The organism is Photobacterium sp. GB-1, from assembly GCF_003026165.1.
GTDB lineage: Bacteria > Pseudomonadota > Gammaproteobacteria > Enterobacterales > Vibrionaceae > Photobacterium.
In genome coordinates, this window is the sequence record NZ_PYOB01000003.1 from 142,301 (window position 1) to 163,293 (window position 20,993).

17 protein-coding genes are annotated in these 20,993 nt (G+C 38.8%); 12 read left to right on the forward strand and 5 right to left on the reverse strand.

All coding sequences use genetic code 11. From position 1 onward, the window contains the following. Positions 1-2 precede the first annotated feature (2 nt). Both C9J45_RS04995 and C9J45_RS05000 read left to right on the forward strand, forming a co-directional pair. On the forward strand, positions 3-1,349 hold the full coding sequence (locus tag C9J45_RS04995) for an ABC transporter substrate-binding protein (RefSeq protein WP_107247931.1): 1,347 nt from the start codon (positions 3-5) through the stop codon (positions 1,347-1,349). Positions 1,350-1,510: 161 nt separating this feature from the next. Further along, positions 1,511-2,176 carry a response regulator transcription factor gene (locus C9J45_RS05000; protein ID WP_107206957.1) on the forward strand — a complete coding sequence of 222 codons (666 nt, stop codon included), beginning with the start codon at positions 1,511-1,513 and terminating at the stop codon, positions 2,174-2,176. Between the two features lie 75 nt (positions 2,177-2,251). Here the strand turns inward: C9J45_RS05000 and C9J45_RS05005 are convergent, their stop codons facing one another. Then, a complete protein-coding gene (locus C9J45_RS05005) occupies positions 2,252-2,887 on the reverse strand; it encodes a hypothetical protein (RefSeq protein WP_233217635.1) in 636 nt (211 codons plus the stop codon). A 199-nt stretch (positions 2,888-3,086) separates the two neighbouring features. On the opposite strand from C9J45_RS05005, the gene C9J45_RS05010 reads away from it, so the two are divergent. From C9J45_RS05010 to C9J45_RS05020, 3 genes are all read left to right on the forward strand, one after another. After that, on the forward strand, positions 3,087-4,490 hold the full coding sequence (locus C9J45_RS05010) for a sensor histidine kinase (RefSeq protein WP_107206958.1): 1,404 nt from the start codon (positions 3,087-3,089) through the stop codon (positions 4,488-4,490). A gap of 471 nt (positions 4,491-4,961) precedes the next feature. Beyond that, positions 4,962-7,145: a catalase/peroxidase HPI gene (gene katG / locus C9J45_RS05015; RefSeq protein ID WP_107292242.1), complete on the forward strand. Its 2,184-nt coding sequence runs from the start codon at positions 4,962-4,964 to the stop codon at positions 7,143-7,145. A 148-nt stretch (positions 7,146-7,293) separates the two neighbouring features. Continuing rightward, the gene (locus C9J45_RS05020) at positions 7,294-8,097 is read left to right on the forward strand and encodes a RecX family transcriptional regulator (protein ID WP_107292243.1); all 804 of its coding nucleotides are present in this window, start codon (positions 7,294-7,296) and stop codon (positions 8,095-8,097) included. A gap of 32 nt (positions 8,098-8,129) precedes the next feature. Here the strand turns inward: C9J45_RS05020 and C9J45_RS05025 are convergent, their stop codons facing one another. From C9J45_RS05025 to C9J45_RS05040, 4 genes are read right to left on the reverse strand one after another with little or no spacing between them, the layout of a single operon-like run. Next, positions 8,130-10,160, reverse strand: a complete 2,031-nt coding sequence (locus tag C9J45_RS05025; RefSeq protein ID WP_107292244.1) for an acetoacetate--CoA ligase — start codon at positions 10,158-10,160, stop codon at positions 8,130-8,132. 47 nt (positions 10,161-10,207) lie between these two features. After that, positions 10,208-10,837 carry a maleylacetoacetate isomerase gene (maiA, locus tag C9J45_RS05030; RefSeq protein ID WP_107291377.1) on the reverse strand — a complete coding sequence of 210 codons (630 nt, stop codon included), beginning with the start codon at positions 10,835-10,837 and terminating at the stop codon, positions 10,208-10,210. A 36-nt stretch (positions 10,838-10,873) separates the two neighbouring features. Next, entirely contained in the window at positions 10,874-11,860 is a 987-nt protein-coding gene (locus C9J45_RS05035; RefSeq protein ID WP_107206963.1) for a fumarylacetoacetate hydrolase family protein, read from the reverse strand. 23 nt (positions 11,861-11,883) lie between these two features. Continuing rightward, the gene (locus C9J45_RS05040) at positions 11,884-13,020 is read right to left on the reverse strand and encodes a homogentisate 1,2-dioxygenase (protein WP_107292245.1); all 1,137 of its coding nucleotides are present in this window, start codon (positions 13,018-13,020) and stop codon (positions 11,884-11,886) included. A 271-nt stretch (positions 13,021-13,291) separates the two neighbouring features. On the opposite strand from C9J45_RS05040, the gene phhA reads away from it, so the two are divergent. From phhA to C9J45_RS05075, 7 genes are all read left to right on the forward strand, one after another. Beyond that, the gene (gene phhA, locus C9J45_RS05045; RefSeq protein WP_107206965.1) at positions 13,292-14,092 is read left to right on the forward strand and encodes a phenylalanine 4-monooxygenase; all 801 of its coding nucleotides are present in this window, start codon (positions 13,292-13,294) and stop codon (positions 14,090-14,092) included. Between the two features lie 13 nt (positions 14,093-14,105). After that, a complete protein-coding gene (locus C9J45_RS05050) occupies positions 14,106-14,447 on the forward strand; it encodes a 4a-hydroxytetrahydrobiopterin dehydratase (RefSeq protein WP_107206966.1) in 342 nt (113 codons plus the stop codon). Positions 14,448-14,727: 280 nt separating this feature from the next. Beyond that, entirely contained in the window at positions 14,728-16,065 is a 1,338-nt protein-coding gene (locus C9J45_RS05055; RefSeq protein ID WP_107206967.1) for a paraquat-inducible protein A, read from the forward strand. Between the two features lie 30 nt (positions 16,066-16,095). Continuing rightward, positions 16,096-17,739 carry an intermembrane transport protein PqiB gene (gene pqiB, locus C9J45_RS05060; RefSeq protein ID WP_107292246.1) on the forward strand — a complete coding sequence of 548 codons (1,644 nt, stop codon included), beginning with the start codon at positions 16,096-16,098 and terminating at the stop codon, positions 17,737-17,739. Then, on the forward strand, positions 17,739-18,311 hold the full coding sequence (locus tag C9J45_RS05065) for a membrane integrity-associated transporter subunit PqiC (protein ID WP_107206969.1): 573 nt from the start codon (positions 17,739-17,741) through the stop codon (positions 18,309-18,311). Before pqiB ends, C9J45_RS05065 begins: the two co-directional genes overlap by 1 nt. A 137-nt stretch (positions 18,312-18,448) precedes the next feature. Further along, on the forward strand, positions 18,449-18,853 hold the full coding sequence (locus C9J45_RS05070; RefSeq protein WP_107292247.1) for a GFA family protein: 405 nt from the start codon (positions 18,449-18,451) through the stop codon (positions 18,851-18,853). A 42-nt stretch (positions 18,854-18,895) separates the two neighbouring features. Then, entirely contained in the window at positions 18,896-19,246 is a 351-nt protein-coding gene (locus C9J45_RS05075; RefSeq protein ID WP_107247939.1) for a MerR family transcriptional regulator, read from the forward strand. The last annotated feature ends 1,747 nt before the right edge of the window (positions 19,247-20,993 follow it).

Sequence of the window (20,993 nt, forward strand, 5' to 3'; positions counted from 1 at the left end):
ATATGAAACAGAGAATGGCTTCCCCTTTTTATACAAAGGTTCAATCAACCTTATGTCGCAGTCTTGTTATTAGTGGTATCGCGTTAGCTGGTCTTTCACCACTATCGGTAACTGCACAACAGTATGATTCCTCATTAAAAGGTACTGTATTGGTTGATTCTTGGCGACAAGATGATGCGATTTGGAAAGATAAAATCATTCCAGCATTTAATAAGCATTACCCGAATATTAAAATCACCTATCGCTCACCAGAAGGGTTGACCTCATTTCTTGATGATTTGAATACCAATCTTGCCAATGGTAATGCTGGCGACTTGATTGCCTGTCGTCCATTTGATGGTTCGTTAAAGCTGTTTACGCAGGGGCACCTTAGCGATATTACAGAAATGGCTGGGATGGAGAACTTCCCGAGCTTTGCATTAAGCCCTTGGCAAACTGATTCAGGAGCACAGACCTTCTGTTTGCCTATGGCCTCTGTAATCCATGGTTTTTTCTACAATAAAGATGCATTTAAAAAACTCGATTTAAGTGTACCTAAAACAACGGCTGAGTTTAATCATGTGTTGAATATGATTAAAAACAGTGGTCAGTATGTGCCTTTAGCAATAGGCACGAATGATAAATGGGAAGCCAGTACGATGGGCTTTCAAAATATAGGCCCTAATTACTGGAAAGGCGAAGATGGACGATTAGGGTTGATTAATGGCACTGAGCGTTTTGATTCACCAAAATACCGACAAGTATTTCAGGAATTAGCGAATTGGAATAAGTTTTTAGGCAATGGTTATCAGACACGTAAATATGCCGATTCCATTGAATTGTTCAAAACAGGGAAGGCGGCTATTTATCCTGCGGGCTCTTGGGATATTAGCACCTTTACAGGCCAGCTAGATTTTGGCGTATTTCCACCTCCAGTAGAAAATCGCGGTGATGAATGTTATTTCAGCGATCATACTGATATTGGTATAGGGTTAAATACTAAAGCACAGAATAATCCAGCGGCAAAAGCGTTACTAGAATGGATGACAACGGCGGAGTATGCTGAGTTATTGACTAACTCTATTCCTGGTTTCTTCTCATTATCTAACCATTTCTTTGAAGTTGAAAACCCGATAGCGAAAGAAATGATGGGATGGCGTAATGAGTGTGATTCTACTATTCGAAGTGCTGCGCAGATTTTATCTCGAGGTAAACAGAGTTTTGAGGCTCAAATCGACCAAACCAGTGTTGCTGTGTTAAATGGTACAATGACACCAGAACAAGCTACACAGTTAGTTCAGGCGGGGTTAGATTCATGGTATGTGCCACAAAGAGAAGCAAAAGTTGCAAGCTTAATTTGCCAAGAATAATCAGATAAGCGTATTAAAAGCGATGCTCTAGAGATAGAGCATCGTTTTTTTGTTTGTAGCGGTAAGTTCTTAATTTTTCTTAATAGGATAGATGTTATAGCTATTGTTATCTGTTTAGCAGGTGATTAATATGCACATTCATTGTGTTTAGGTGTTGTATTGTGTCTAAGATATTAGTGGTTGATGATGACGTACAATTATGTGTGTTATTAACTGAAGTTCTCGAAGATGAAGGTCATGAAGTTAGTTGCGTTCATTGTGGTGAATCTGCGTTAACATACCTTCAATCAACAGGTGTCGATCTGATATTGCTGGATGTAATGTTACCCACACTTGACGGTATGCAGGTTGCTCGCCGTATTTGTCAGCGTTTTGCAACGCCAATCCTTATGCTTACAGCACTAGGAGATGAAGCAACGATGCTTGATGGTTTGCAGGCTGGCGCTGATCAGTTCTTGGTTAAACCATTTAAAGTTGATGAATTGCTAGTACGTATATCGGCAATCTTACGAAGAGTGGGACTAGAGCGCCAGCGCCATTGTTTGCCCTCAACATCGGTGGAATTAGAAAGTCAGCTTTCTCGCTTACCGTTAACTGGTACAGAGCTCGATTTACTTAAATACTTAATTAAGAATAACGATATTGTCGTCTCAAAAGCCACATTACAAAAAGATGTTTTGAAGAAAGAGCTTAGCCCGTTTGATCGTAACCTTGATATGCATATCAGTAATATACGTCGTAAAATGGTGTTAGCAGGAATGTCTAAACAGCACATTAAAACAGTGCGTGGGAGAGGGTATAGTTACTCTTCATGTGTTTCGGAGTAATGCGTTTTCTTCAAATATAAAAAATAAGACGATACTCGATCGTCTTATTTTTCGGCTTAGATAATAGAGCCATCATTAATTCTTTAATACACGATTATCGCTAAAAGTGAGTAATTCAAGATTAAAAGGGGTCGCTTGCAGCTTAGGGTACTGCTGAGAAAATAATGTTTCATCACGTTGTTGATCATAACTATGCTGTAAATAGCCATAGCCACTTGGATACTCAAGATTCCAAAGTTCACTTTTCGCTATACGGCTAACGGCAAGAAACTGTCCAATATAGCTGGCTTGGTTGGCAGTAATTGAAAATGTAACATCCATTTTACCTATGTTTTTGGATATCAGCGTTTTATTACCATCTGACCCTTCAAGTTGAATACTGAAAATTTCGTATTGTCCTACAGGTAACTCAATATTAAACAAATGACCGCTAATTGTTGAATCCTCAAAATGTCCATCTTCATTGTTATTGGTGATCGTAATAATATTACCCTCTCCAATACTCAATTTATTGCTACTTAGAGGGCGAATGTTAATCGTTGTGAGCAGATTTTTACCTGTTTTCGGCCATTCGGTATTAGCACCCAGAGTACCAACAAGATAACCTGTGGTTTGGTTATTCTCATAAACAGAATCAGGAACAGAGACTTGTAAACCTGATGAACAACCGACTAATAATAATGTCAGTAAACAAATAATGGTCTTCATCATAGAACTTCCTTTTGCTGTGATGAATAGAGTTAAGAAGCATAATGTTAAATGAGTAAAATGCTAAGAAATAAACGCCATAACTATTGTCATGTAAAAATACAGTATCGTCTATCTGTGACGTGTTTTTTGTGACTAGGATAGGCTGAATTGCTAGTTACTATAGATAAAAAGAGAAGCAAGTGTTTAGGAGTATAAACAAGTGAATGTTTCTAAAGTGATACAAGGAAAGCATCGACTTCCTTTGCATAAGCAAAGCTTAGTTTTCCGACTTTTTTCTTATTTTACCGTAGGCTTACTGGTCATATTAGGGCTTCAGAATTTAGCAGAGGTCGCTTTAGTCAAAACATTGTTACATGTCCCGCAACAGGTTCAGCAAGACATTTTGAAGATGGCAGCAGAAGTTGAACCTTTAGCTGAAAACGGTGATCCGCAGCGACTTGCTGAGTGGGAGAGTAAACAAAAATATTATGCTTTTGTACTTTACAGTGATAACAAAGAGATAAGTACCCGAATAATGCATCCTCATTTTAAGTTTAAACTTAAATATGCTCGACCATTGAATTCAATTTTAGATTCTCGTGTTAATCAACCCATTTTTACGATACCTCTAAAAAATGGTAATAAATTGGTGGTTCAGTTACCTCATGAATTACACCCGGCCAAAAATTTTTCTTTGTATTTTGGTTTAATACAGGTAGTGATTGCGATTCTGATCACCTTAATGTTTTCATTAATTATCGCACGCTATTTGCAGCGACCATTAGATACTTTAAGACACGCGAGTCGTTCTTTAGCTAATGGTGACTTTTCAGTGCGTGTCGCTCATGTTATGGGAGAGAAAGTAAAAGAGTTTAATGAATTAGCGACAGATTTCGATAACATGGCAAATCAAATACAATTGCTAACAGAGAAACAACGGCGTTTAATTCGTGATGTTTCTCATGAACTTCGAACGCCTTTGGCTAGACATAATTTATCATTGCATTTAATCCGAAAGCGTACCTCATCTGAACATTTGCATTTAGTGGATCGGTTAGAGCAAGAATCAGAAGAGATGAATGAACTCGTCACAGAAATCCTTGAATTTAGTCAATTTGAAAATGCAAAAGCGAATATCAAGCTTATTCCTGTCGACGTCCAAACTTTTTGTGATTCAACGGTTGAACAATGTTTACAGCTAAAAGCGCATGGCCAATCGATCATTAAAGATATTGATAGAGCACTGCCAATGGTTCAGACCGATACGCGATTATTAGTACGAGCAATTAAAAATTTAATAGGTAATGCGATTAAATATGCTGGAAGTGAAGCCAATATTATCATTCATACCAGTATAAGAAATAACGCGGATCAGTCTTATGTTGTTGTATCGGTTTCAGATGATGGTGATGGGATCCCTGAGCAACATTTAAAACATATCTTTGATCCGTTCACGCGCATAGAGGGTGCACGAGATAAACAATCTGGGGGTTATGGTTTGGGGCTCGCCATTGTAAAGGAAGCGATGCTAGTCACTGGAGGACAAGTAGAAGCGGGTCGTTCAGTTGAGGGAGGTTTAAAAATATCGTTATTGTTACCGATTATAGAAACAATAAAAAAGTAGCCTCAAGATAAAAACATAAGAGTGATATCCTTTCTGGCTATCACTTTTTTTTATTATAACTTCCAGGACTAGATGTTCAATACCGCACCAAGATTCCTTTGGAGAATAGTGCTGTTGTGTTCATTATCTTTTGATAACCACCATCTATTGAATCAATAGATTTATAGTATTAGCTGTACGCATTCAATTGATTTAAATTTACGCCATTAAACGAGATTGTATTTTGTAAATAAATTTTTTTTGATTTATATCAAATCGAAAGTTTTGTTTTGGTGCAGTTTAATGTTTTAGTTAAAGATGAAGAATTCCTGTTGATTTTTTATTTTAAATCGCTAAAAAGAATTATATCAAATTTTAAAATTTCAAATTTAACGAATCTTTTTAATTGCTTCTCAATACCTAAGAGCTATATTGAATGGAGCTAAGAATTAATGGCAATAATACTAATTAAAATAAAAAGGTGAACACTCAATGTCTAAATGTCCATTCCACAACACGCACGCGGTTAATCCGTCAATTAACCCTGGTAATGGTACGTCTCCAAGTGATTGGTGGCCTAACCAACTTAAACTAGACATTCTTCACCAGCACGATCGTAAATCAAACCCAATGGGCGAAGATTTCGATTATGCCGCTGAATTCAAAAAGCTAGATCTTGAAGCTGTGAAGCAAGATCTACGTGAACTAATGACAGATTCTCAAGACTGGTGGCCAGCAGACTTCGGTCACTACGGCCCTTTCTTCATTCGTATGGCATGGCACAGTGCAGGTACATACCGTACTGCTGATGGTCGTGGCGGCGCGAGCACAGGTAACCAACGTTTTGCACCACTAAACAGCTGGCCTGATAACGTAAACCTTGATAAAGCACGTCGCCTAATTTGGCCTATCAAGCAAAAATATGGCAACAAGATCTCTTGGGCTGACCTTATTATTCTAACAGGTAACGTTGCACTAGAATCAATGGGCTTTAAAACATTTGGTTTTGCTGGTGGTCGTGAAGACATTTGGGCACCAGAGCTAGACGTTTACTGGGGTAAAGAAAAAACATGGCTTGCTGATGACACACGTTACGAAAAAGACAGCGAGCAACGTGATCTTGAAAACCCACTAGCAGCAGTACAAATGGGTCTTATCTATGTTAACCCAGAAGGTCCAGACGGTAACCCAGATCCACTTCTAGCAGCACACGACATTCGTGAAACATTTGCGCGTATGGCAATGAACGATGAAGAAACAGTAGCGCTTATCGCTGGTGGTCACACATTCGGTAAAACACACGGTGCAGCAGATGCAGCACACGTAGGTGTTGAACCAGAAGGTGCATCAATTGAAGAGCAAGGTTTCGGTTGGACATCAAACTACGGTAGCGGTAAAGGTGCAGACACTATCTCTAGTGGTCTAGAAGTTATTTGGACTACAACACCAACAGAGTGGAGCAACGGTTTCTTCAGCAGCCTATTCTACAACGAGTGGGAGCTTGAGAAGAGCCCAGCAGGCGCTTACCAATGGGTATCAAAAGGTGGCGAAGTACACCCAGACGCATTTGACCCAGAGAAAAAACACAAAGCAACTATGCTAACTACTGACTTAGCATTACGTTTCGACCCAGCATACGAGAAAATCTCTCGTCGCTTCTTTGAAAAACCACAAGAGTTCGCAGACGCATTTGCTCGCGCATGGTTTAAGCTAACTCACCGTGATTTAGGCCCAGTATCTCGTTACCTTGGCCCTGAAGTACCAGCACAAGTGTTCACATGGCAAGATCCAATCCCAGCGGTTGATCACGAGCTAGTAAACGATGCTGATATTGCTACATTAAAACAAGAAATTGCTGCATCTGGTCTATCAATCAGCGAGCTAGTATCAACAGCTTGGGCATCTGCTTCTACATTCCGTGGTTCAGACAAGCGTGGTGGTGCAAACGGTGCACGTATTCGTCTAGCGCCGCAGAAAGATTGGGAAGTAAACCAACCTGAGCAACTAGCGAAAGTGCTAAACGTACTTGAAGGCATTCAAGCAAACTTCGAGAAAACAGTATCTCTTGCTGACTTAATCGTACTTGCTGGTGGTGTAGGTGTGGAGATGGCTGCGAAGAATGCAGGCCGTGACATCACAGTACCATTTACTGCTGGTCGTATGGATGCATCACAAGAAGAGACCGATGTAGAATCATTTGCTGTTCTTGAGCCAATTGCTGATGGTTTCCGTAACTTCGAAAAAGCGAAGTTCACAGTTGCAGCAGAAGAGCTATTACTAGACCGCGCACAACTACTAACGCTAACAGCACCTGAAATGTCAGTGCTTGTAGCTGGTATGCGTGTACTAGGTGCGAACTACGACAACAGCGAATACGGTGTGTTCACTGAGCGTAAAGAAGCATTAACTAACGACTTCTTCGTTAACCTACTAGATATGTCTACACAATGGAAACCAACCTCTGTAGACCAAGATGTGTTTGTAGGTACAGATCGTAAGACTGGCGAGCAAAAGTGGATGGCATCACGTGTCGACCTAGTATTTGGTTCTAACTCACAACTACGTGCACTTGCAGAAGTTTACGCATGTTCTGACTCAGAAGAGAAGTTCGTCAACGACTTCGTCAATGCTTGGGTTAAAGTAATGAACGCTGACCGTTTTGATCTACACTGTTAATCAAAACGCAAAGTTTCAATACTAGCCAATAGTATGAAATAGAAACTTAGCAATAAAAAACAAAGAGGCGCTCAATGAGTGCCTCTTTTTCGTTTAAGCATTATAAACTGTTATTATTACGATAACTTCTAGCCACTCCCGATACCGTATGAAAAAACCTTATCCTGCTTCTACTATCCAAAACGTCATTAATAGCGCGATTTATCATTTAAACCTACGTGATCATTCCGAATATGAACTGCGCAAAAAACTTGAAGCAAAAACCGAGAATAAAGCGTGGGTTGAAACTGTACTTGAACAAATGAAAAGCTATGGTTACCTAAAAAGCGACCATGCATTTTCATTACATTTCTGCGAATTAGCCTTTAATAGCCAATATGGGCGCAAATACATCCAGCAAAAGCTTAAAACCAAAGGCATCGATGAACTCACCATAGAGCAAGTCATCACGGAAACAATGCAGCGAATGGCGATTTGTGAGCAATCGATGATCAATACTCGATTGGCACGTTTTAAAGACTTCTCAACCACATCGGCAGAGAAAGTCGTCAATGACTTATTAAAACGTGGTTTTAGTATGGAGGACATTTCTCGTGGTATTTCAGAGCATAGCGCATCAGATACCTTATTGACCAAAGCACAAATCAAAGGCAAGAACGCCAATCTTGAAGCTGAAGTGATCAAACTTGCCAATAAGTTAAAAGGGCGCTCATTAATCGCGCAAGAGCTAAAAATGAAGCATGTTGATATCTCAGAGCTCGATAATGTACTAGATGAACTAACTGAATCAGGCGAAATAGATTTCTACTACAACTGCCAATTAGCTCTAGCCAAGAAACGTTACGATCTCACCGACTTTAAAGAAAAGAGCAAAGCTTATGGTTATCTATCAAGCAAAGGCTTTTCTAGTGATGAAATTAAAGAAGCAATCAATGCTGTGTTAGAAGAATAAAAGATAAACTTACCTATTTCTTGTACGTATTATCACGCTAAGTCTGATCTATTTTTATACTGCTCTAAACTTTCTGGGTTGGCGATAGCACTTGTGTTTACAACATTTCGTTGGTGGATGGCATCTCTCACCGCTTTTTCTGCTATTTTCCCTGATTTAGTTCTGGGTATTGCAGAAACTTGTAATATTTTTGCGGGAACATGATGGGGAGAGCACTGATTGCGAAGTTGCGTGTTGATACGATTGATTAAGATATTATCGAGCGTTACATCTGGTTGTAGCTGAACAAAGAGAACAATTCGAACATCGTTTTGGTACTGCTGTCCAACAACAACAGAATCGACGACTTCATGAAACGGATTGACTTGACGATAAATTTCAGCAGTGCCAATGCGAATACCACCGGGATTTAAGATTGAATCAGAGCGCCCATAAAAGGTGAGCCCACCGTGATGAGACACGCTGACATAATCGCCATGATGCCAAGTGTTGGGGTAGGTATTCCAATAAGCATGGAAATATTTTTCCCCCTTTGGATCTTGACTAAATGCGATGGGTTGATTGGGAAAACTGTTGCAACAGACAAGTTCACCGCATGTATCTAAAATAGCTTCTCCTGCCTGATTAAATACATTAACGTCCATCGCTAAGGCTTTTACTTGGCACTCCCCACGCCACACAGCACCGATTGGATTGCCAATGGCAAAGCAACCACAAATATCGGTTCCGCCTGCAATTGATGAGAGCTGAATATCTTGTTTGATGTGCTTATAGACATAATCAAATTGCTCAGGCGCGAGTACTGAACCTGTAGAGCAAATGACAGCAAGTTGTGACAATGTCACGTTATTCTTAGGTGTGACTTGCATTTTTTCTATGGTCTCTAAATATTTGGCGGAAGTGCCAAATAAGCGTAGGTTTTCTTTGTCTGCCATTTTCCACAATTGATAAGGATCTGGGGATAAAGGCGATCCATCATATAATACGAGTGTTGCGCCTGATGCCAAGCCACTGACTAACCAGTTCCACATCATCCAACCGCAAGTCGTAAAATAAAAAATGGGATCGGAAGGTTTAATATTGCAGTGTAATTGGTGCTCTTTCAGGTGATTTAATAGGGTTCCACCGACAGAGTGAATAATACACTTGGGTTTCCCCGTGGTACCTGATGAATACAATATATACAGCGGATGATCAAAGGGCGTAGGAGTAAACGCTAAATCAGGGTAATGAATAACATCTTCCATTTCTTGCCATGTACTCACAGTGATATGAGAAGGTAAGGAAGGACTTTGTAACAGTAGTTTATCGATAGGATTTTGGTTTATATAAGGATAAACAATTAATTTTTTGACACTAGGAAGGGAAGATAAAGCCTCTGCCAATGTGGTTAAACTGGTTATTGTTTTGTTGTTATAAATATAGCCATCGGTAGTAAAAATAACTTTAGGTCGGGTCTGACTAAAGCGTTCAACAACACTTTCAGTCCCGAAATCAGGAGACGTGGATGTCCATACTGCACCTAAAGAGGTGGTCGCTAGCATAGCAATAACTGTTTGCGGAATATTAGGCATGTAAGCGGCAACCACATCGCCTTTTTGTACCCCTTGTTGTTGTAAATACTGTGCGACTATTGCTACTTGCTGGTGGAGTTGTTGCCAAGATAGTCGCTGCTGGGCATGTTGCTTATCTGTATCTTTAAAACTGTGTTCGTTATAAAAAACAATTGCATCTTGTTGGCTTAGCTTCGTGCTGTAAGCAAGTAAATTTTCGGCGAAATTGAGCGTGGCATCAGGAAACCAGCGTTGATCTTTATTGGGAATAGGGCTGTGTGTTGGACAATAGACAATGTTTTCACCTTGGTTGCCAATTACATTGCAAAATTGCCATAGCTGTTGCCAGAATTGGTCACTATGTTTTATAGACCAGCGATGCAATTGCGTATAATCATGAAATAGACGTTTGTGTTGTTCGCTGATCTGCACCATAAATTGATACAGCAAACTATTTTGAATGCGTTTTCGACTTGGCTTCCAGAGACATTGCTTATAATCATCAGTCATTAGTATGTTCTCCGTCCTTCTTAAAATGCGCTATTTTTGTTGAAGAATTAAAGATGAGGTGCTGCTTTGATGAAAGGCTCAAGCTGGTTACAGTGTTTTTCTATAGCGTTAATGGTTGGAAAATTTGATAAATCAATATTAAAACGTCGGGCGTTATACACTTGAGGGATCAAAAATATATCGGCTAAGGTTGGGGCAAGTCCAAAACAGAACTTTTCAGGATTATTGTTACTGGCAAGCTGCTGTTCTAATGCTGTAAAACCTTGATCTATCCAGTGGTGATACCATTGTTTTTTTTGTTCTGCTGTAACGGTTAATTTGCGCTCTAAATAGTTGAGTACACGTAAGTTATTTAACGGATGGATATCACAAGCGATGGATAACGCAAAGGCTCGGCATTGCGCACTTTCTATGGTGTTACAAGGCAGTAAACTTGGTGTTGGATAACATTGCTCAAGATATTCGATAATAGCGAGAGATTGATATATGTAACATTGGTTATGCTCCAGTGTAGGTAATAACCCCGTCGCATTCATGTTTTTGTAGTGGCGACTGTTTTGCTGATTATCAAGCAGCGAGATCGGCACACAGGTATAATCTAGCTGCTTAATGTTTAAGGCAATTCTTACTCGATATGAGGCTGATGAGCGAAAGTAATCATATAGGGTAAATGCCATAATTCAGCTCTCTTTGAGTAATTAAGGTACTTGAAGTTAATGCTTAATAAAGGGAATAACGGCTTGTTCAATAGCCCCAAAAATAGAATGTTTATCAGCATCAAACATTTCTATTTTTACGCTATCACCGTATTGCATGAAGGGAGTTTGAGGCTCGCCTTGTTCTATCATTTCCAGCATTCGTTGTTCAGCAATACAACAAGAGCCAGATAACCTATCTACGTTAGAAACTGTTCCTGAACCTATGATAGTGCCAGCGGTTAATGGACGACTTTTGGCAGCATGATGAATTAATTGGGCAAAGTTAAATGTCATATCAACACCTGCGTTGGGGTTACCAAAGAGCTGCTGATTTAAGTGAACATAAAGTCGATTATTGACCTTGTTCTCTTTCCATGACTCGCCTAACTCATCAGGTGTCACCGCGACAGGAGAAAAAGCCGATGAAGGTTTAGATTGAAAAAAACCAAAGCCTTTAGCCAGTTCTGTTGGGATTAAATTTCTTAGCGACACATCGTTAACAAGCATTAACAGTTTAATGTGTTTCTCAGCATTTTTTACGCTTGTCGCCATAGGGACATCATCTGTAATAACGGCTATTTCAGCTTCAAAATCAACGCCCCAATTAAGATCTTCAACTTCGATGGGCTGTGTAGGGTTTAAAAACTGATCTGACATACCTTGATATATTAAAGGGTCTTGCCAAAAGCTTTTTGGCATCTCTGCACCTCTTGCTTTGCGCACCAACTCAACATGATTAACGTAGGCACTACCATCTGCCCATTGAAAAGCGCGAGGAAGGGGAGATGCACAATGCATTGGCTGAAAAACAAAACGATGCTCAAGCATTTTTCTATTTAGTGCGTGATAAAGATCATTAAGAATGGGTTCAACATCAGCCCAATGGTCCAGTGCATATTGCATGGTAGGGGCAATATGTTGAGCTGATACCGCCCATTTAAGATCGCGAGAAACGACAATGAGCTTTCCATCTCTACTTTGTTGTAATGAAGCAAGTTTCATTGTTGTTATCCTTACTTTTATTGTTATTCAGGATGTTGATGACGTTGCCATGACGCCACATAATTATGTAATTCAACCTCACTAACATTGGGTGCAATATCGAGAGGGTTTCGAGTATCTATCATTACTGCTACTTCATCGATAAATGTTTTAGGTGCTTGTTGGCTTTTTATTAAAGCGTTAGGGTGTGGACCATGTGGAAATCCGCAAGGATGAAACGTGATCATGCCGGGTTTAATATTGTCTCGACTGAAAAAATCGCCATGGTGATAAAAAATCACTTCATCATAATCATTATTACTGTGAAAAAAGGGCACTTTTAAAGCGTTAGGATCGCTTTCAACAGGACGAGGTACAAAGGTACACACAATAAAATTATCACTTACAAAGGTAGAGTGTGCTGATGGTGGAAGGTGATACCGATGGCTCATGAGTGGGCGAATGTCACGCCAATTAAGTTTTAGTACCGTTAGATTTCCTTTCCAGCCGATGCTATCTAAGGGATTAAACGGGTAGCAAATTGTATTAATTTGGTTACGCGCTTTTAACAATACCTGCCAATTATCTTCTGTTTGTTGTGCTTTAAATGCAGCATTGATTTTAGGGTATTCAAGTATTGCGGGATCAAAGAGGGCATGTTCACCGACAATCCCATGAACAACACTTTTAAAACTGTTATTGGTTGCTTCAATCATCAACAAAGTAACCGTGTTGGGCGTTTCAATTCGCCATGTTGTAGAGCGAGGAAGCACAAGGTAATCCCCTTCATTAAAAGGCAGATGACCATAATCGCAATACAAATCTCCACTACCTTGATGAACAAACAATAATTCGTCACCATCACCATTTCGCACCAGATGATCCATACTTTTATTGGTTTGCCAAACACGCAGTTTAATATCGCTATTGGATAGCAGTAGTGGTGCATCCCAAGGTGTATCCCCGATTTGGGGCAAAGCTAAGGCATCAAATGCTCTTGGTTTATGTTCACCACACCATGAGACCCAACTTGTTGGCGGATGTTTATGGTACATGTGCGTTGCTGGGCCAAAAAAACCTTCTCGACCGCATTCGCGTTCGAAACTGTCATTGGGTAAGTCACAATGTGCTTGTTTGCTTGATAGCCCTTCAATAATTGGAAACTGAAACCATTTATGCATTCCTTGCCTCATTATTTACTCTTGCTATCACTTAACTGTGGTTGAAAGTGCAGAAATCGCAATATTATTGATTAGATGCAGAATGAAAGATGTTCATTCTTGTTTACATTTTTTGCATCATTAATCAGATTAAGTGTTAGTCAAATTAGGCATTAAAGCCTGTTTTTTAGTGATAAAAATGGCTGATAATAAGGATCACTTCTAATATTTATAGAGTTAATAATAAAAATAATAGTGTCGGTTGGTGGTTAGTCTATAAACGGAGGCTATTATGCAAAAGAAACAGAGTAGTAATCCGACAAAGCATTGTTATGTCTCAAAGCCTGTAGATCGTAATGGGGTTATTACTTGGAATGAAGAAGAAAATGCTATTTGGCATCATCTTATAACTCGCCAACTTCATTGTGTGCAAGGCAAGGCATGCGATGAGTATATAGCGGGTTTAGCTGAATTAGATTTACCTCACGATCATATCCCTCAACTAAAAGAAATAAATCGAGTATTACTCGATACCACAGGTTGGCAATGCGTTGCTGTACCTGCCTTAATAAGTTTTGATCATTTCTTTTCTTTACTCGCACGCAAGCAATTTCCTGTTGCCACCTTTATTCGTACTAAGGCTGATATAGATTATTTGCAAGAGCCTGATTTTTTTCATGAAGTATTTGGACATTGCGCAATGCTAACCAACCCATATTTTGCACAATTTACGCATTTTTATGGAAAACTCGGTGTAAAAGCGACGCATGAGGAAAGAGTTTATTTAGCTAGACTATACTGGTTTACGGTTGAATTTGGTTTACTAAATCAAAATGGTAAATACCAAGTTTATGGTGGTGGTATTTTATCATCGCCACAAGAAACACATTACGCGACGGTCAGTACCATACCGCAACGTGTTGCTTTTGATCCTATAGAGGTAATGAGAACGCCATATAGAATTGACATACTACAGCCTAAATATTTTGTATTGCAAAGTATGGAGCAACTTTACCAAGTGACTAACCAAGATATTTTCGGGTTGGTAGCAGAAGCACAGCGAAAAGGATTACGCGCTGCCACCTTTAGCTAAAAGGAAACGATTAATGACGAGTTTAGATAAATTGAAATGTGAAGCATGCCATTCAGGCTCACCAAAATTAAGTGATGATATTTTAGCTGAATACATGGCGACATTACCAGAATGGCAAATTATTAATCCTAACGGTGTAAATCGTATAACTCGTACATTTAAATTCAGTAATTACAAACAAGCGTGGGAATTTAGCAATAAAGTGTCGCAATTAGCAGAAGAAGAATTTCATCATCCGACGCTTGTTTTAGAGTGGGGAAAAGTAACAGTAACATGGTGGACTCACGACATTAAGGGGATTCATTTAAATGATGTTATCTGTGCAAAGAACACTGAAAAATTGTATTTGAGTTAAATCCGCATAAATCGTGCGTATATCATTTGTTTTCTTGTTATAATACGATGTTTTAAATCGGAATTTGCATTAAAAATAAGGCTTTATTTGTTTTTCTAACTTAAAGTTTCTTGCTCTAAATGCAATGAAGGAAGACAATACGCGCCTGTTTATATTTAGTATGTTTAGGTTTTGTCTAAGCAACACTACTTTTACTGTGTCTCGCTGTTTTAACATTTATTAAATGTATTCAACAGTCTGGTACGATTGCAGTAAGAATAGCGATAGAAAGAAATTAACAATGACAACACAAACGCCACAGCAACAAACTCCATCAGAATTGATGATCGCTTGCGAAGAATGCGGATTGGTAGTCGATATCCCAGATATCAAAGATGGACAAAAGGCGGACTGTCCTCGCTGTGGACATACCTTAGCGAAAAGAATCATCATGCCATTTCATCGCCCTTTAGCGTACGGTCTTGCATGTTTGATTATGTTGGTACTCAGCCTTTCTTTCCCTTTTCTTTCATTTAGCGTGAATGGAATGGGGCAACAAATCATGCTGCTGAATGCCGCAGAAACATTACAGCATTTTGAGAATAGCTTCCTTGCATTACTGTTGATGTTAACCGTATTGGTTTTTCCTGCGGTCTACATCATATTAGTCATGTATCTCTATTACCGTGCAGCGCATGTTAAACGAATTGGGTATGTACGCGGTAACCCTGAAACTATAAAGCTGTTGTGCCGAATATTATTTAAAATTCAGCCTTGGCTAATGGTAGATGTATTTCTCATTGGCGTATTAGTCAGTTTGGTCAAAATTTCAGCGTTAGCGCATATTGGAATGGGATACTCATTCTGGGCATTCTGTATTTACAGCGTTTTGGTTGTAAAATGTGTTTCATTAGTTGATCGAACATGGTTGTGGGATCAGTTTTTTGTCATGAAACACATAGAGGGGGTACATGATGGCGACACACATTTATCAAATAATCATGTGGGATGCCATGTTTGTAACCAAATAAATCCTCTGCCTAATAGCCATCATGCCAAATGTATTCGTTGTGAAAGCAAGCTTCATGGTTTTAATCCATCACATTCATTACAGTATTCATGGGCTTATTTAATCGCTTCGATTATTTTTTATATTCCAGCAAATTTGTATCCTATGATGTATACCGTAAGCCTAGGACAAACCGAAGGTTCCACTATCATGGGTGGTGTGGTGATGTTATGGAAAATGGGGTCTTGGCCAATCGCGGTGGTGATTTTTATTGCCAGTATCTTCATTCCTATGGCAAAAATGTTTGCCTTAGCGTGGCTTTATTACTGTGCAGGTAAAAAGCCGAATGACTCAACACGAGAGTCTGTAAAACGTTTGAAAATCTATCGTATGACAGAATTTATCGGTCGATGGTCTATGGTTGATATTTTTGTTGTCGCGATATTAGTTGCACTTGTGCAGTTGAAAAACTTGATGGCTATTTCACCAGGACCTGCTGCAATCTGCTTTGCAACAGTAGTGGTATTTACCATGTTATCGGCAATGAGTTTCGATCCTCGGGTGTTTTGGGGTGAAAAAAATAAAATTAATTATGGTTCAGAGTTAAACACTACTGAATCTAATCAGTAGTCACTAGCCAGTATTAACGAGAAACAGAAAATGAGTGATAACCAGCCAAATGAGGCTAAAGTACAAAACCTGAAGCAAGTATCTGCAATTTGGATCATTCCTGTTGTGGCTTTGGCTATTGGTATTTGGATGTTTGTTCAATATCTTAATAGTAAAGGGCCTGAAATAACGATTCGCCTTCCTAATGCCTCTGGTATTGAAGTGGGTAAAACCGCGATTAAATCTCTAAATGTGAAAGTCGGTGTTGTCACCAAAGTTCAGCTAAGTAAAGACTATAGCTATATAACAGTGACCGCACAGATGGATAATGATACAGAGCGTATGTTGAAAAACGATACTAAGTTCTGGGTTGTTAAGCCACGAATTGGCAAAGAAGGAGTGTCTGGTTTAGATACGCTTCTTTCTGGTGCGTATATTGAAATGCAACCAGGCCAAGGTAAAGATGATAAATATCATTTTAAAGCGCTAGAAGTCCCCCCTGTTGCACCTGCGGATGCGAAAGGATTACGTGTTGTACTGACAAGTCATGAAGCCGGTAAATTGAGTGTTGGTGACCCAGTATTATATGATGGCTTTACTGTTGGTCGCGTTGAGAAAACGAGCTTTGATATCAATAGTAAACTAGCTAATTACCAATTGTTTATCTTTGAACCTTATAATCGACTAGTACGCACAACCAGTAAGTTCATTATGCAATCTGGTATGAATGTACAAATGAGTGCTGAAGGTTTTAACGTCAAGATTGGATCATTGGAATCGTTAATTACTGGTGGTGTCACATTCCAAACACCATCTGATGATCAAGGTATGGCTCAGAATAAACAATTAAAACATTACCGTTTATTCGATAGTGAGCAAGATTATCACGAGAAAATGTACGATAAGTACTTAAACTTTGTCATGTTATTTAAAGAATCCATTCGTGGTTTGAAAGCGGGAGCACCGATTGAATACCGTGGTATTCAAATTGGTACGGTACAGAAAGTGCCATTGCGTTTACCAAACAGTAAAGAAGGTTTTACAAGCGAACAAATCCCTGTACTGGTACGTATCGATTTAGGTCGAGTATATAACCATTCAGATGAAGGTACATTGGATAATCTGCGTGTAAATCTTGAAAAAGAGTTTAAGAACGGACTTCGTGCAACATTGAAAACCGGTAATTTATTAACAGGTGCGCTATATATTGGCACTGATGTGTACAAAGGCGAGAAACCTGAAAAACTGGCTAAATATGATGGTTACGAAGTCTTTCCAACTAAAGCGGGCGATCTTGCTGAAGTGCAGAAGCAGTTAACTAATTTACTCAATAAATTTAATAAACTTCCTGTAGAAGATACATTGAATTCAATGACTGCGACTTTAAAGGCATCTGAGAAAACAATGAATTCAGCAGCGCGTGTTACACAAGATCTTGATCGTATTCTTAAGCAAAAAGATACTCAGACATTACCGTCTGATATTAAAGCGAGTTTGAAAGAGATCCAAAACACCTTAAATGGCTTTAGCCCAAATGCAGCAGCGTACCAAAATTTACAAGGTGCACTTGTACAATTTGAGCAAGTGATGACGGAACTACAACCCGTACTTCGTCAATTAAATGAGAAGCCAAATTCATTAGTGTTTGGTGATGAGAAAGCGAAAGATCCTATTCCAGTTGGAGGCCGTAAATAATGAAAAAGTGGTTATTAATTGCAGCGGTAGCGCTTGCTGGAACAGGATGTAGCTCAACAGAACCGGCATTAAAAACATATATGTTACCGATGCCAACCAGTGCGAATACGGCACATAACATTAGTAATAAATCATTGTTAATTGTGCGCCCTGTTGAAGTTGCGGCACATCTTGCTGGTACTGGTTTAGTGTATCAAACCAGCCCCACTGAAATTGTTGAAGCGCAGCAAAACCTTTGGGGTGAATCACTGAGTACGCAGTTAACGCGTCGAATCACATTTGATTTACGCCAAAAACAAACTAAGTTTTGGGCAACACAGCTAACACCAACATTGTCTACTGCAGGTATACCACGCTTACAAGTGCGTATTAACCAGTTTAATGGTGTTTATAGCGGTGTTGCTGAAGTGGCAGGTGAATGGTTATTGATTAATGGTAATGGCGATTTACAAACCGTACATCCATTTTCATTCCGTGTACCTTTAGCAAAAGATGGTTATTCAGCGCAAGTGGAAGCACTGTCAAAAGGTGTGGATGAGTTAACGACTCAGTTAGCACGCTCTATCAAGTAGTTTTTGAACAGTAGAGTAAATATTAAGCCGACGTTAAATACGTCGGCTTTTTTATTTTTAAGAATATGAGATTCATTATTGTAATTGGCTTATTTAAATACTAGGGTTTTGTCTTTGATTTTAGAGAGAAAGATGAAATGAAAAAACTAAATGGTTCCTGTTTATGTGGCAAGGTGCAGATAGAAGTGCCTGATGATTTTGAGTATATGGGAAATTGTCATTGTTCTGAATGTCGTAAATTTACGGGGTCAGATTACTCATCGGTGGGAGGATTAAGCTCAGAGAAATTTCGCTTTAAAACAGGTGAAGATACTGTGTCGCTATTTCAAAAAAGTGAAGAAACGGAACTCGCTTTTTGTCGAATCTGTGGTTCAAGTTTGTTTTCAAAGAAACTAAAAACAGGCAAGCATAATATTCGTTTAGGAATTTTAGATGATATTCCAACGCATAAGCCGAGTTTTCATATTTTCACGTCATCTAAAGCACCATGGAATGACATAACCGATAACTTAATACAGTTTGAGAAAGGCCCTGTTAAATAGCGTATAGATAGACAAGGAAGACAATTAACAAGGAGGTAACTGATGTATATCGGTGAAGTGTCTAAATTAACAGGAGCATCAGCCAAAGCCATACGCTTATATGAGTCGTTAGGCTTGTTGGGAACAGTAGTACGAAAGGGGAGTTATCGTATTTATGATGATAACCATGTTAGAACCGTTATTTTGATTAAAGATGCACAATCTATTGGGGTTAGTCTTGCGGAATTTAAGAGGCTGCTAGGAGATAAAACAGTGCTAAGTTGGGATGTTGTAAGCATATTTCTTGAGCAGAAAAGTAAAGCAATTGAAGAACAAATTAACCTATTGCACCAGCAGCAATCGATGATCAAAACATACCAAGACAATATTAATAAGTGTTTAGAAACTAATTGACTCTTCCCTACAGGGCAAGGTGTAAACTGAGCTTAAAAAGGGAGAGATATTTATGTGTATTAAGCTTCAATAGAAAATTATATTCTAGGGGGAGTAAACGAAGATTGTAGTGTTAGACATGTAACTAATTCTAAATGAACATAATTACATAGTTATACGTGATCGAAGCAATGAAGTAGTGTATTAGCATTCTAACACCATGAACTTATTATTTTAGACGATGTAATTATTTTCTATATTTTATTTTTTTATACCAAGAAATAGAATCAAAAAATCAGCCAAAAATAAGTGTAGTAGTCAATAAATACTGGTCTTATTTTAGAGGTTTACCAATATGGTTGTCAGACTTATTAGATATTAATCCGCCATTATATTGATGTAGTTGTAATTGGCTAAAATAGTGATATCACTACTTTCATAGAGCTGTTAAAAACAAAAGATCTTAGTAAAAATGTTGCGAATATGTGTTTATATTTCCGAGATTTTCACATTTCATCTAATAGTGTGAGTATACTATCAATAAGAATATTATTTCTTTATTCTGAAATATGACGTGAGTGGCTCATGAAACAGTATATTTCTCTTAATATATTCATATTGGTATTTTTTATAACTGCTTGTAATAATGACAATAGCGTTACAGATACAGTAACTGATAACAATAGCGTGTCAGTTATAGACACAGGAATTGATGACAATAGCGCCTCAGTTATTGATACAGGAACAGATGCAACTCAATCAGGTAAAGCAACCGTCTCTGGTACTGCGGCAGTTGGTGCTGGTTTAAAAGGACATTCTTTGGATTTGTTTGAACTCGATCCAACTAATAGCTCTCAACCGAAATTATTAGAAACAATAACGCTAGATGAGTCGAGTAAGTTTGAAGTTTCAATCCCAATGTCGACGGATACGAGTTCAAGAGTGTTCCTTGCACAAGTTAAAGATTTAGAATCACCTGATACTGTTGTTATCGAGTCAATTATTTTTGGGCAAGACTTTGATAAATCAGTAAAGATAACGCCTTTCACCAATCTCATCGCAAAAAGCCTGCTTAAAAGTGAAACAGCATTAGATTTAGCTTCTATGAGGCGAGAGTACGATCAAGTTGCCAGTAGTGTTGTAGCCATACTCAATCCTGTTGCAGAGGCGTTAGGCTCTTCGCTTGATATTGACTCTCTGTTGTTTGGTGATTTCTTTGTAGAATCAAGTGGTCATGATGAACTAATTGAAGCAGTCACGTTTGATTGTAATGATTCAAATTGTGCTGTTGATTTTGCAAGTGATAAAGTCAAAGAGAAAGTGATCGAGCTAGGGGTTGAAACTGAATTTACTATTAATGAGACATTAATAGATAAACTAACACAGGCGGGCTTTGCTCTTGATGAATTGAAAACTAGCCCAACCGCCGATTTTGACTTTACAGCAAGTATTAAAGAAGCCGGCCCTGTGGTGGTACTCTTTTCATATGATGCTTCTTGGGGCCAGCCAGGTGATTCATGGGCTGGATACAGCGGTAAGATCAAATTGATAAACCTTACCGACACCCCTTTAGATGTGGCAAATAAATCCATAACGATGATTTCAGAAAAGCTGAGCATGAGCGGTGCTTGGGGCGCTGAGCTTCAAGAGAAAAAAATAGATAATAATAAAACCAAATACACGTTTACGATCCCTCATTACGCCCAGCCTTTGCAAAAAGATGAACACCGAGTCATTGGTTTTAATGGTAAAGGCATTGCATCGGAGG

Coding starts and splice junctions, on each gene's coding strand:
- C9J45_RS04995 (WP_107247931.1), top strand. CDS start 3: ATGAAACAGAGAATGGCTTCCCCTTTTTATACAAAGGTTCAATCAACC.
- C9J45_RS05005 (WP_233217635.1), bottom strand. CDS start 2,887: ATGATGAAGACCATTATTTGTTTACTGACATTATTATTAGTCGGTTGT.
- katG (WP_107292242.1), top strand. CDS start 4,962: ATGTCTAAATGTCCATTCCACAACACGCACGCGGTTAATCCGTCAATT.
- C9J45_RS05020 (WP_107292243.1), top strand. CDS start 7,294: ATGAAAAAACCTTATCCTGCTTCTACTATCCAAAACGTCATTAATAGC.
- C9J45_RS05025 (WP_107292244.1), bottom strand. CDS start 10,160: ATGACTGATGATTATAAGCAATGTCTCTGGAAGCCAAGTCGAAAACGC.
- maiA (WP_107291377.1), bottom strand. CDS start 10,837: ATGGCATTTACCCTATATGATTACTTTCGCTCATCAGCCTCATATCGA.
- C9J45_RS05035 (WP_107206963.1), bottom strand. CDS start 11,860: ATGAAACTTGCTTCATTACAACAAAGTAGAGATGGAAAGCTCATTGTC.
- C9J45_RS05040 (WP_107292245.1), bottom strand. CDS start 13,020: ATGCATAAATGGTTTCAGTTTCCAATTATTGAAGGGCTATCAAGCAAA.
- phhA (WP_107206965.1), top strand. CDS start 13,292: ATGCAAAAGAAACAGAGTAGTAATCCGACAAAGCATTGTTATGTCTCA.
- C9J45_RS05050 (WP_107206966.1), top strand. CDS start 14,106: ATGACGAGTTTAGATAAATTGAAATGTGAAGCATGCCATTCAGGCTCA.
- C9J45_RS05055 (WP_107206967.1), top strand. CDS start 14,728: ATGACAACACAAACGCCACAGCAACAAACTCCATCAGAATTGATGATC.
- pqiB (WP_107292246.1), top strand. CDS start 16,096: ATGAGTGATAACCAGCCAAATGAGGCTAAAGTACAAAACCTGAAGCAA.
- C9J45_RS05065 (WP_107206969.1), top strand. CDS start 17,739: ATGAAAAAGTGGTTATTAATTGCAGCGGTAGCGCTTGCTGGAACAGGA.
- C9J45_RS05070 (WP_107292247.1), top strand. CDS start 18,449: ATGAAAAAACTAAATGGTTCCTGTTTATGTGGCAAGGTGCAGATAGAA.
- C9J45_RS05075 (WP_107247939.1), top strand. CDS start 18,896: ATGTATATCGGTGAAGTGTCTAAATTAACAGGAGCATCAGCCAAAGCC.